Genomic DNA, 11,901 nt, shown 5'->3' on the forward strand with positions numbered 1-11,901 from the left:
GGGAAGCCTCTTTACTCTGGGGGCTTGGAGAAATGAATGTAGGAATCGAAGCAATGAACGTGTTTGGCGGAACCGCGTATGTAGACGTCATGGAGCTTGCGGAACATCGGAACTTGGATAAAAAAAGGTTTGAGAACCTGCTGATGAAAGAAAAAGTGGTGGCGCTTCCGTTTGAAGATCCGATTACGTTCGCCGTAAATGCCGCAAAACCAATTATCGACTCTCTGTCAGAAGAGGAACGGAATCAGGTTGAAATGGTCATCACCTGTACGGAATCCGGGATTGATTTTGGCAAATCCATCAGTACATACGTCCATGATTATTTGCAGCTGAAGCGGAATTGCCGGTTATTTGAGGTGAAACAGGCTTGCTATTCTTTAACGGCCGGGTTTCAAATGGGCGTGAATTTCATCTTATCGCAAACATCGCCGGGAGCGAAAGCGCTCATCATCGGAACGGATATTTCCCGCTTTTTAGTGGCTGAAGGCGGTGACGCGTTGACGGAGGAATGGTCCTATGCCGAACCGAGTGCGGGGGCGGGAGCTGTGGCGCTTTTAGTCAGCAGCACCCCTCATGTCTTTTTGCTTGATCAAGGCGCAAGCGGGTATTACGGGTATGAAGTCATGGATACCTGCCGCCCGATTCCGGATAGTGAAGCGGGGGATGCTGATCTGTCGCTCATGTCTTATTTGGACTGCTGTGAAAAATCATTTCAGGAATACCGAAAGCGTGTGAGCGGGGCGGATTATAAGAATACATTTCAATACCTTTCTTTTCATACTCCGTTTGGCGGAATGGTAAAAGGAGCGCATCGGACGATGATGAGAAAATTGGCAAAGGCTAAGCCGCAAGACATTGAAGCGGATTTTCAGCAACGCGTGCTGCCTGGGATTCAATACTGTCAGCGCGTCGGCAACATCATGGGGGCCACCGTATTTTTATCTCTTGCCAGCACGATTGATAACGGCTCTTTTGAAACGCCGAAACGCGTCGGCTGTTTTTCATACGGTTCGGGCTGCTGCTCTGAATTTTACAGCGGTGTCGTTATGCCGCAAAGCCGTACGCGGCAGAATCAATTTCAGATCAGCCGGCATTTGGATGAACGCGTCCGTTTATCGATGGCTGATTATGACCGGCTGCTCCAAGACAGCGGCATCGTAAAATTCGGCACAAGAAATGCCGCGCCCGCAGCAGACATCCCGAATGCGCATCAAGGAAAAACGCGATTGGTGCTGACTGAAATAAAAGAGTTTCACAGAAAGTATGAATGGACGACTTAATATCAGAAACACTCAGAGCCGGAAAGGCTTGAGTATTTTTAAAGAAACGGAGAATAAACATGAATCCAATGATTGATGTACAGGAAACAGAACCGGGCATTGTGCAGGTCACAATGCAGGATACGGCCGGGAAAAACGGGCTGTCAGAAGAGTTTGTCAGAGAGCTGCACCGGGTATTCCGAGACATCAATGCCCATCCGTCCTATAAAACCGTCCTTCTGACGGGTTACGGAAATTATTTCTGCACGGGAGGAACGCAGGAGGGGCTTTTGACCATTCAGAGCGGAAAGCTTCAATTTACAGATTTAAAGCTTCACAGTCTTTTATTGGATTGCAGGATTCCCGTGATTTCCGTCATGCAGGGGCATGCGATCGGAGCCGGCTTTACGATCGGTCTGAGCGCGGATTTCGTGATTTTAAGCAGAGAGAGTTTTTATTCTTGTAATTATATGAAGTACGGATTTACACCGGGAATGGGCGCGACGTATATTGTGCCTGAAAAACTGGGAATTGTCCTCGGGGAAGAAATGCTGTTTACTGCCGCGAATTTCAGCGGCGCCGCTCTGGAAAAACGGGGAGTTCCGTTTGAAGTGCTGCCGAAAAAAGATGTCCTTCAAAGAGGCCGCGAATTGGCCCGGCTGCTGGCGGATAAACCGAGAGCCTCACTGGTTGCGCTGAAAACCAATGTGACCGCACGGATCAAAAGAGAGCTGACAAAAGCGGTTGAGGAAGAGGTGAACATGCACGAAGCCACATTCCATCTTCCTGAAGTAAAAGAGAGAATCAGCCGCTTATACGGCAGTTAAACAGAATGAAAAAAGCATGGGAAGCCCCATGCTTTATCACTGGTCCGTCTTTTGCAGAACGGAGCCTGCGAATTGTTCTTTAATTTCGGCGCTCCGGGCTGCGGTTTCTGCGATGCAGTGCATGATGGCTTCTTCAAAGCGGCGCTCTTCTAATGCGCGAAGGCCTGCTTCAGTCGTGCCGCCCGGGCTTGTGATTTCCTTGCGCAGGCGTTCAGGCCGTTTGCTGCTTGTTCTGAGCATTTCCGTCGCCCCGGCCATGGTTTGTAAAATCAGCTCTTTTGCCGTTTCTTCCGGCAGGCCGGCTTGAAGGGCGGCCTTTTCCATTGCTTCGACATACCGGTACACATAGGCGGGACCGCTTCCGGCAATGGCTGTGACGGCGTCAAGGTGTTTTTCTTCAAAGCGCGTCGCTTCTCCGATTGTTTCCAGAAGCTCTTTTGCCGTCCGGATTTCAGCTTCACTCGCCTCGGAGCTTGCGGAAAAACCGGTCGCCGATTGCTGAATGGCCGCGGATGTATTCGGCATCGCCCGGATGATGGTGAGCTTTCTGCCGAAATATTGCTGAATCGTGTGAATCGTCAGCCCTGCGATGACAGAAATCACAAGCTGATCTTTCACGTATTCGCGAATGTTCTCAATGCTTTCTGCCGCATCTTTCGGTTTAAAGGCGAGAACGAGAATGTCGGTATTGCTGAAAAACTCTTCTTTATCCCGGCACGGTTTTACTCCGTACGTTTTTTGGAGCTCTTCAAGCCGGCTGTCATTTGACCGGTTTGTCATATATATATGTCCGGGGGCTGTCATTCCGCTTTGCAGCAGTCCGTTCACCATTGCTTCCGCCATTGATCCGGCCCCGATAAAACCGATTTTCTTCATATAAATCCTCCTTCTTCTCAAAACACAAAAAAACCTTCCCGTCAAAAAGGACGAAAAGGTTTCGCGGTACCACCTTACATTAGCACGAATCAGCCGTGCTCAGCTCAAATCCCGTAACGAGGGGATACGTTTAGGTTTTCCTAACCGCTCTGAGGGCAGGTTCTGTAAACAAGAGGGCCGCAATGTCTTTCAGCCGGGGACATTGCTCTCTGCTGCCGTTGTTTATATACTAGTTCCTCGTCATCGCGTTCCGTGTTTTCTAGTTTGTTGTTCATTATGCTATGCGCAAGAGCGGGATGTCAATCTTTTTTTCCGATATGCGGCAATAATGACACAGTGAAAAGAAAACGCTAAAATATGATTATTCAGGAATGAAAAGAACGAAGGAGCGTAAACATGGCAGCGAGAAAGATCATTCCGATACGTGTGCCGACTCCGTTTGCAGTCGGCGACGTTATCGTTTATTTAGTAAAAGATGAAGCCTTAACCCTTATTGATTGCGGCCCGAATACAAAGGAAGCGGCTGAATCGCTCTCATTGCAGCTTAAGGAACACGGGGTTTCTGCGGCAGATATAGAACAGGTGGTGCTCACTCATCATCACGCAGATCATTCAGGTCTGCTGCACCTTTTTTCCGACGATGCGGAAGTAATAGGGCATCCGCTGAATGACAGGTACATTACTCAGGATCAGTCGTATATCGCCCGGCAGGAGGACTTTTTTCTGTCGCTTATGACTGAAATGGACGTTCCCCTGACGCCTGAAGACATACATAAAACAGTTAAGCTGTCATACTTATTTTCTGCAAACCGTCCGTTAACGAAAACAGTGAGGGAAGGCGGAAAAATTGACGGGCTTAACGGCTGGACGGTGCTCGAAATCCCGGGTCATGCCGCTTCTCACATTGCGCTCTACCATGAAAAAAGCGGTGAAATGTTCAGCGGCGATCTGCTTTTGTCCAACAGCTCCACCAATCCGATTCTGGAAGCTCCGGAAAAGGGGGGCGTGCGCGCGGCCCCGATGCTCGACTACTTGAACTCAATGAAGCGGCTGCATGACGTAAACCCGTCCTTTTTATATCCGGGACACGGCGATCTGCTGACAGACGTAAAGCCTGCTTTTGACAGGCGGCTTGAAAAACAGAGAAGTCGGTCGGAATATGTGCTGCGCCTGTTGTCAGAGGAAACGCTGACGGCTTTCCAGGTATGCCGGCGGCTGTTTCCGGCTGTGTATGAAAATGAATTGTTTTTAACGATGTCAGAAACGATCGGCCATCTTGACGTGCTAGCCGCCGAAGGGAAGGCTGTATCCTTTCAGTCGGGGAACACTCTGAAGTTTAAAGCTGTAAAGGAGTGAAGGAAATGGGCAGATTAACGGATAAGCGGATTTGGATCACCGGAGCATCCGGCGGACTCGGAGAACGGCTTGCATATTCCTGCGCGGCAGAAGGGGCTCATGTTTTTTTATCCGCCAGGCGGGAGGACCGCTTGCAGGAAGTGAAAAAGACGATTACCGCGCGCGGCGGACAGTGTGATGTCGTTCCGTTTGACGTCCGGCATGCAGAAGAGGCTGAAAACGTAAGGCGTTTGATCGGTCATGTTGACGTATTAATCAACAACGCCGGCTTCGGCATTTTTGAAACGGCCGCTGATTCATCTTTGGATGATATGAAGGCAATGTTTGAAGTCAACGTCTTCGGATTAATCGCCTGTACGAAGGCCTGTCTTCCTGTGATGCTTCATGCGAAAAGCGGCCATATTATCAATATCGCCTCACAGGCCGGCAAATTGGCGACGCCGAAATCAAGCCTTTATTCCGCAACGAAGCACGCCGTGTTAGGGTATTCCAATGCGCTGCGGCTTGAGCTGGCCGGTACGGGTGTAGCCGTGACAACGGTTAATCCCGGTCCGATTAAAACAGACTTCTTTACAATTGCAGATAAAGAGGGCGGTTATGTGAAAAGCGTCGGCAGATGGATGCTTGATGCCGACCATGTGGCAGAGCGCATTACATCCGTGATTCTGACGGATAAACGGGAAATGAATCTTCCGCGATGGATGAGCTTCGGGACGAAGCTGTATCAGCTTTTCCCATCGTTTACAGAAAAACTGGCAGGCCGCGCATTAAAGAAAAAGTAACAAGGGGGAAAAAGGAATGTCCGACCGGGATATACACAAGGCATTGATGGCAGAGCCTCTAGTCAGGCAAATGGCGGAGGCGCGTGAAGTATTTTGGATCAATCCGCATAAAACCGATGATCCAGTAAAGCATGGCGCTGAATGGAAAAAGGAGATTGCCGAAGCGGAAGAAAGGCTGCGCCGGTTTGCGCCTTATATCGCGTCGGCTTTTCCGGAGACGGAAGCGGAGGGAGGCCTCATTGAATCTCCGCTTGTCTTGATTAATGAAATGAAGAAGCATCTGGAACACAGCGCCGCTCAGGCTTTCCCCGGGCGTCTGCTTTTGAAATGCGACGACGAACTTCCGATTTCCGGTTCCATTAAAGCGCGCGGCGGGATTTACGAAGTGCTGAAGCATGCCGAAGATCTCGCGGTAAAAGCGGGGATGCTCTCAGCAGACGACGATTACAGCATATTGACTGAAGAACGGTTTACCGCTTTTTTCTCAAAATACTCTATAGCCGTCGGCTCTACGGGCAATTTAGGTCTGAGTATCGGCATAATCGGCGCGAAGCTCGGCTTTTGTGTGACCGTTCATATGTCCAGTGACGCAAAGCAGTGGAAAAAGGAGCTGCTCCGGGAAAAGGGGGTTCGCGTCATCGAATATGAAGCAGACTACAGTCTGGCTGTCAAAGAGGGGCGCATGCAGGCGAAGCAGGACCCTTATTGTTATTTTATTGATGATGAGCATTCCCGGGATCTGTTTTTGGGGTATGCCGTTGCGGGAAGCCGTGTGAAAAAGCAGCTCGATCAAATGAACATAAAGCCTGATGCAGATGAACCGCTTTTCGTTTATTTGCCGTGCGGGGTCGGAGGAGGTCCGGGCGGCGTCGCGCTTGCGCTAAAGCTGATCTATGGCGGGCATGTCCATATTTTTTTCGGTGAGCCGACGCATTCACCGTGTATGCTGTTAGGACTGTTTTCCGGCTTGCATGACGGAATCAGCGTGCAGGATATCGGTCTTGATAATCAAACGGCCGCCGACGGACTCGCGGTGGGAAGGCCGTCCGGACTGGCCGGCCCTCTGATGGAGCCTATAATCAGCGGCTGTTATACCGCCGATGACGGCACGCTTTTTTCGCTGCTTTATCAATTAAGGGCGGCCGAGAATAAGAGCCTTGAACCCTCTGCACTCGCCGGACTGGCCGGGGCCGTCAAGGTCGTTCAGACCGAAGCCGGAAACCGTTATATAAAAGAGCGGGGGCTTGAGATGGAAAATGCCGTGCACCTTGTGTGGAGCACCGGCGGAAGCATGGTTCCGGAGGAGGAAATGGAAGAGTACAGCCGGATCGGTTCCTCATTTTTGAAAAAAATGGGCAGACAGTGAAGCGGTTTTCCGTTACAATCTTTGTAAGCGTTTGTTTTTTTATCGGAAAGCCATACAGAGAGATTGGTGTGAATTGTGAAAAGTAAAGAATTGAACTTACATACATTGTATACGCAGCACAGCCGCGAGTCGTGGGCCGGATTCGGCGGCCATCTTTCCATTGCCGTTTCAGAGGAAGAAGCCAAGGCGGTAGAGGGGCTGAATGACTACCTGTCGGTGGAAGAAGTAGAAACGATCTACATTCCGCTTGTGCGCCTTCTCCATCTTCATGTCACGTCTGCCGCAAGACGGAATCAGCATGTCAATGTGTTTCTGAAGCATCCGCATTCAGCGAAAATCCCGTTTATCATCGGAATCGCGGGCAGCGTCGCCGTCGGCAAAAGCACGACGGCGAGAATTTTGCAAAAGCTTCTTTCCCGTCTGCCGGACAGGCCGAAGGTGAGCCTGGTGACAACCGACGGTTTCTTGTATCCGACGGCGGAATTAAAAAGGAAAAACCTTCTGTCCAGAAAGGGATTCCCGGAAAGCTACGACGTGAAAGCGCTGCTTGAGTTTCTGAACGATATAAAGTCGGGGAAAGAGAGAGTGGAGGCGCCCGTATATTCCCATCTTACGTATGACAGGGAAGAGGGCGCCGTCGAGGTTGTCGAAGGTGCGGATATCGTTATTATCGAAGGAATCAATGTCCTGCAGTCGCCGACCTTAGAGAACGACAGGGAAGATCCGCGGATTTTTGTATCGGATTTCTTTGATTTTTCGATCTATGTGGATGCCGAAGAAAGCCGGATTTTCACGTGGTATTTGGAGCGTTTCCGCCTCTTAAGAGAAACCGCTTTTCAGGATCCGGCTTCTTATTTTCATAAATTTAAGGATTTGTCTGATGCAGAAGCGGATACCATGGCCGCCTCCATTTGGGAGAGCGTCAACCGTCCGAATCTGTATGAAAATATCCTGCCGACAAAATTCAGATCGGATTTGATTTTGAGAAAAGGTGATGGCCATAAAGTTGAAGAGGTGCTGGTAAGGCGGGTGTGATGGGAGGAGGAAGCGAATATTATGATGCATCATATTGAGTTGTATGTATCTGACTTGAAAGCCTCCGCCCGGTTTTGGGGATGGTTTTTAGGTGAGCTCGGTTATAGAGAATTTCAAAATTGGGACTCCGGCATCAGCTGGAAAAACGCAGGATTTTATGTTGTGCTTGTACAGACAGAGGAGCGTTTTTTAACACCGGAGTACCACAGATGCCGGGTCGGGCTGAACCATCTGGCTTTTCATGCTGCATCAAGAGAGCAGGTTGACGAGATGACAGAAAAGCTGCTTGCCAGAGGATGCCCCGTGCTTTACAGGGACCGCCATCCATATGCAGGCGGAAGCACGCATTACGCCGTATACACGGAGGACCCGGATCGGATAAAAGTGGAGCTCGTTGCGCCTGCTTCTGAATGAACTATAACTTTTCGTTTTTTTCTTCGCGCAGCGCGTCGAGTTTCTTTTCGATTCTGTCCAATTGTATGCGGCGCTTGTTCAAGCTTCTGAATACGTATATCACGGCAAACAGGAAAAATGCGGCTGCAATAAATGAAATCAATTGAAAAATGACATCACCGATGTTCATCTTTTTTACCTCCGTGTGCGGCGGGTTTCTTCAGCCCGCCGTTTTTTCATTTTGACCGATGTGAAGACATGGGGGATGAATCATTTCTCTCCTAGCTTTGTTTTTTTTCTGAGAATGAATAGTTTCTGCATGTGGCTTATGACCACTTTTGCGGCCGCATATCCCGGAATGGCCAGCAGCATCCCGGCAATTCCTGAGAATTTGCCGGCGGCAAGCAGAAGAAAAATAATGGTCAGCGGGTGAATGTCCAGCTTCCGACCCATAATTTGCGGGGAAATCAGCTGGCTTTCAAGCTGCTGGACAATGACGACGACCGTAATCACCAGCACCGCCTCGGTCGGTGAATCGAACAATCCGACAATGACTCCGGGAAATGTGCCGATCCAAGGCCCGATAAACGGAATCAGGTTTGTCACCATGGCGAACGCGCCCAGAACGAGCGGATAATCGAGCCCGATTATAAAATAGCCGATCGTGACGAGAACGCCGACACAGAAACTGACGAGCAGCTGTCCTTGTATGTATGAACTGAGAGCTTCATCCATATCCCGAAGGATTTGTTTTCCTTCTTTTTGATGTTTTTCCGGAAGAAGCCGCAGCAGTCGCCGAGGGGCTTTGTTTCCTTCTTTTAACATGTAATACAGCGCAAACGGAATAATGGCGGCGGTGATGGCGGCATTGGCAGCCGTACCGGCCAGGCTGCTGAGAGAATCAGCGATTGAACCGGAATAATTTGCTGCTTTGTCTGCTAATTTTTTAAAGGAATCCCCATGCTGAAGCCGGGAAAACCATTTGCTGTCCTGGAGATGCCGGATCCAATTTTCAGCTTTTGCGGAAAGCTCCGGAATATGATCTGTGAAGGCTGTAAACTGTTTTTGAACGGCAGGGCCCGCCGTATAAAGGAAGAGGACAAAAAGGCCGGCTGTTCCCGCATAAATCGCTAAAATCGCGATCCCTTCGGGCAGCTTTAATTTCGCATGCAGCAGTCTGACGAGCGGGCGGCACAAATAGTAAAGGACGCCCGATAATACAATGGGCGGAAACAAGGTTTTAACCGTAATCACAACAGGCTGGAACAAAAAGTCTATTAATGTTCCGAGATAAATGATGAGAAATAACAGAAGAACGGCATAGCCGATCCTGAAATAAGGCCCGACAGGCATATCCTGCACCACGCAATCTTTAAAGGTTTACTCTCGGACATTTCCCTTATCGCCGGGTGCATAAACGTCCGTGTCAGGAAAACTGCCCTTGATTGGTGACGTAATCGTAGATAATATCTTCTACATGGGCATGGAGATCCTCATCGGGTTCTTCATTCCTTCTTTCTTCTAAAGCTTTTTTTAAACTCTGTTTTTCATAGGGGCTCAGCGGATCTGTCGACACATTCCGTCCATACTGGCGGAGGGCTTGTCCCAGCATTTTTTCTATAAATTGATCCATCATATATTCTCCTATTCTTGTCATTCATCTTTATTCTACTAAATATCATGTGATCCTCCCACTCTTCTATCATATTTTCTGTCAGGGCCGGGTTAGGATTTTTATTCCAATTCAGCTGAGAGAATACGATGAAACGGCAGCGTTAACGCATCTTCATCGTTTATGATTTTTAAACGCCTTTCGTCATGCCTCACTTGTTTTACCCAGCCCCAAAAGCGGCGGGGGCCGTGTGCGGAAGCGTAGGTGACCGAAATGGCCCTGTCTTCTTCAATCGACGCCGCAATGATGCGGTTCATGTCGTTCAGTTGCTCTTCGCTCAGTTCCGGAGGCCGGAATTCCCGTTCTTTTCGTTTTTTCGCAAGCAGCTGCTCCCGATGTTCGGGCAGCATCATCCGGCTTGATTCCCACATGACATTATACCCGGGTGTTAATTTGTTCGGATTCATGTATATCACCTCAAATTATTTGTAATGCCCGCCGATTTTTTCAGCCCGGTGAAAGGCTTGGCCGGCCTCTGTCAGTGAAGCGGCATGGAGGAGCGACGCAGGGCCGTACCGCTCATGAATATCATCCAATACTTTGCCGAGACTGATCTTTTTTTCCTGGGCATCGAACAGGCTCAGCTGAACATAATCACAAGGCTCCAGCTGGGAAAGGGAGACGCCGGCGCTGCGGACGGGCGCACCGTTCCAATGCTCTTTGAAGAGCTTGACCGCCGTTTTAAAAATATCCATTCCGAAATTAGTCGGTGACACCAGCTTTCTCTGTCTGTGAAAACCTGAAGGGAATTCAAAATCAGCGCCTCTGATGCTGACCGAAACCGTATGGCCGATGTATTGTTTGAAACGGGCGCGGCGGGCCACTTCTTCGCTTAACTCCAGCAGCACGACTTTGATATCCTCAAAGCGGCTGTAGTCTCTCGGGAGGGTCATGTTATGGCCGATCGCTTTTTGCCGGCTGTGCGTGTTGACGGTGACCGGAGAGGGATCGATGCCGCGGGCTGTCCGCTGAAGCAATTCGCCGTTAATGCCCCAGCGTTTTTTCAGCAATTCGGCGGGGTGTCCGGCAAGCCCGCCGATTGTGCTGATGCCCATCCGTCTTAAATGATGCTCCATCCGTTTTCCGATGCCGAATAATTTTCCGACCGGCAGCGGCCACAGATCCTGCCTGATATTTGACATATCCAATCTGTGGATGCCGGATGCGTTTTTTTTGGCAAAATGGTCGCAAGCCATTTTTGCGAGCGCCTTATTCGGCCCGATGCCGACACGGGCATAAATGCCGAATTCACGCATAATCGCTTGCTGAATGCTTTTGGCAATTGTAAAAGGATCACCGAACAGCCGCCTGCTTCCGGTCACGTCGAGAAACTGCTCATCGATGGAGTAGGGTTCTACAAGATCGGTATACCGTTCAAACAGTTCGGTAATCATGACGGATACATCAATATACCGCTGCATCCGCGGACGGACAATAACGGCGTCGGGACATTTGGCCTGCGCTTCCCACAGCCGTTCGGCATTTTTTACGCCGTATCGTTTGGCGAGCGGACAAGCCGCAAGCACGACGCCGCTGCGTCTTTCGGGATCTCCCGAGACAATCACGGGCCGGCTTTTGAGATGAGGCGCTTCCGCTTTTTCCACAGACGCATAAAACGATTGCATATCTACAAGAAGAATATCAGCCATAAAAAAACCTCCGGGAACATTTGTTCTGTTTTTCATTGTACCCGAACAATGATCACGTTTATACTGGTAAATCATTCCCCGGCTGGAAGACGTGCTGATTCGTTCGCTTGAAAAGAAATCATTTACAATTGCAAACAACCCACATATAATTTTTTATATTCCAATGAGAAGAGCTGACATTCATTTTGCCGGACGAAAAGGAGAGTCAATCGATAATGGATATTCGAACAATTACCTCTGAAGACTATGAAATGGTTACGTCTGTTTTGAATGATTGGTGGGGCGGCAGGCAGATGAAAGACAAACTGCCGCGCTTGTTTTTTGAACATTTTCAGGACACAAGCTTTATCACGTACGGGCCGGAGGGAATGACCGGTTTTTTAATCGGTTTTCAGTCACAATCAGACCCTGAGACAGCCTACATTCATTTTTCCGGTGTGCATCCGGATTTCAGAAAAATGCAAATTGGAAAACAGCTCTACGATCGATTTATGGAGACGGTGAAAAAAAGGGGCTGCACAAAAGTCAATTGCGTGACGGCACCTGTCAATAAAGTATCAATCGCTTATCATACAAAATTAGGCTTTGAAGCTGAAAAAGGAACCAAAACCGTAAACGGAATCCCTGTTTTTGCGAATTATGACGGTCCGGGAGAAGACCGGATTCTGTTTGTGAAATATATGTAG

The 11,901-nt window shown here is 49.3% G+C and carries 14 protein-coding genes; 8 read left to right on the forward strand and 6 right to left on the reverse strand.

What is annotated here, in order from left to right; all coding sequences use genetic code 11:
• Positions 1 to 32 precede the first annotated feature (32 nt).
• Both D5S11_RS11730 and D5S11_RS11735 read left to right on the forward strand, forming a co-directional pair.
• The gene (locus D5S11_RS11730; RefSeq protein ID WP_047935922.1) at positions 33 to 1,280 is read left to right on the forward strand and encodes a hydroxymethylglutaryl-CoA synthase family protein; all 1,248 of its coding nucleotides are present in this window, start codon (positions 33 to 35) and stop codon (positions 1,278 to 1,280) included.
• 59 nt (positions 1,281 to 1,339) lie between these two features.
• Positions 1,340 to 2,086, forward strand: coding sequence for a polyketide synthase (locus tag D5S11_RS11735; protein ID WP_023842868.1), 747 nt, complete (start codon positions 1,340 to 1,342; stop codon positions 2,084 to 2,086).
• Positions 2,087 to 2,122: 36 nt separating this feature from the next.
• On the opposite strand, the gene proC is transcribed toward D5S11_RS11735, so the two are convergent.
• A complete protein-coding gene (gene proC / locus D5S11_RS11740; RefSeq protein ID WP_007409383.1) occupies positions 2,123 to 2,962 on the reverse strand; it encodes a pyrroline-5-carboxylate reductase in 840 nt (279 codons plus the stop codon).
• Positions 2,963 to 3,358: 396 nt separating this feature from the next.
• On the opposite strand from proC, the gene D5S11_RS11745 reads away from it, so the two are divergent.
• From D5S11_RS11745 to D5S11_RS11765, 5 genes are all read left to right on the forward strand, one after another.
• A complete protein-coding gene (locus tag D5S11_RS11745) occupies positions 3,359 to 4,318 on the forward strand; it encodes an MBL fold metallo-hydrolase (protein ID WP_007409384.1) in 960 nt (319 codons plus the stop codon).
• 5 nt (positions 4,319 to 4,323) lie between these two features.
• Positions 4,324 to 5,100: an SDR family NAD(P)-dependent oxidoreductase gene (locus D5S11_RS11750; protein WP_007409385.1), complete on the forward strand. Its 777-nt coding sequence runs from the start codon at positions 4,324 to 4,326 to the stop codon at positions 5,098 to 5,100.
• Positions 5,101 to 5,116: 16 nt separating this feature from the next.
• Positions 5,117 to 6,466 (forward strand): D-serine ammonia-lyase, encoded by a 1,350-nt coding sequence (gene dsdA, locus D5S11_RS11755; RefSeq protein ID WP_007409386.1) that lies wholly within the window; start codon positions 5,117 to 5,119, stop codon positions 6,464 to 6,466.
• 75 nt (positions 6,467 to 6,541) lie between these two features.
• Entirely contained in the window at positions 6,542 to 7,501 is a 960-nt protein-coding gene (coaA, locus tag D5S11_RS11760; protein ID WP_108724841.1) for a type I pantothenate kinase, read from the forward strand.
• A gap of 24 nt (positions 7,502 to 7,525) precedes the next feature.
• Positions 7,526 to 7,915: a VOC family protein gene (locus D5S11_RS11765; protein ID WP_029973629.1), complete on the forward strand. Its 390-nt coding sequence runs from the start codon at positions 7,526 to 7,528 to the stop codon at positions 7,913 to 7,915.
• Between the two features lies 1 nt (position 7,916).
• Here the strand turns inward: D5S11_RS11765 and D5S11_RS11770 are convergent, their stop codons facing one another.
• The 5 genes from D5S11_RS11770 to D5S11_RS11790 all read right to left on the reverse strand — a co-directional run bounded on the left by D5S11_RS11770 (position 7,917) and on the right by D5S11_RS11790 (position 11,215).
• A complete protein-coding gene (locus D5S11_RS11770; RefSeq protein WP_007409388.1) occupies positions 7,917 to 8,084 on the reverse strand; it encodes a DUF4083 family protein in 168 nt (55 codons plus the stop codon).
• An 80-nt stretch (positions 8,085 to 8,164) separates the two neighbouring features.
• On the reverse strand, positions 8,165 to 9,247 hold the full coding sequence (locus D5S11_RS11775; protein ID WP_007409389.1) for an AI-2E family transporter: 1,083 nt from the start codon (positions 9,245 to 9,247) through the stop codon (positions 8,165 to 8,167).
• Positions 9,248 to 9,320: 73 nt separating this feature from the next.
• The gene (locus tag D5S11_RS11780; protein ID WP_003153294.1) at positions 9,321 to 9,527 is read right to left on the reverse strand and encodes a YqzH family protein; all 207 of its coding nucleotides are present in this window, start codon (positions 9,525 to 9,527) and stop codon (positions 9,321 to 9,323) included.
• A 101-nt stretch (positions 9,528 to 9,628) separates the two neighbouring features.
• Positions 9,629 to 9,973: a YolD-like family protein gene (locus tag D5S11_RS11785; RefSeq protein ID WP_108724842.1), complete on the reverse strand. Its 345-nt coding sequence runs from the start codon at positions 9,971 to 9,973 to the stop codon at positions 9,629 to 9,631.
• A 15-nt stretch (positions 9,974 to 9,988) separates the two neighbouring features.
• Positions 9,989 to 11,215 (reverse strand): DNA polymerase IV, encoded by a 1,227-nt coding sequence (locus D5S11_RS11790; protein WP_047935919.1) that lies wholly within the window; start codon positions 11,213 to 11,215, stop codon positions 9,989 to 9,991.
• 215 nt (positions 11,216 to 11,430) lie between these two features.
• Between D5S11_RS11790 and D5S11_RS11795 the strand changes: the two genes are divergently transcribed.
• Positions 11,431 to 11,901: a GNAT family N-acetyltransferase gene (locus tag D5S11_RS11795; protein WP_007409392.1), complete on the forward strand. Its 471-nt coding sequence runs from the start codon at positions 11,431 to 11,433 to the stop codon at positions 11,899 to 11,901.

It is taken from the genome of Bacillus sp. L75 (assembly GCF_003676355.1).
GTDB lineage: Bacteria > Bacillota > Bacilli > Bacillales > Bacillaceae > Bacillus > Bacillus velezensis.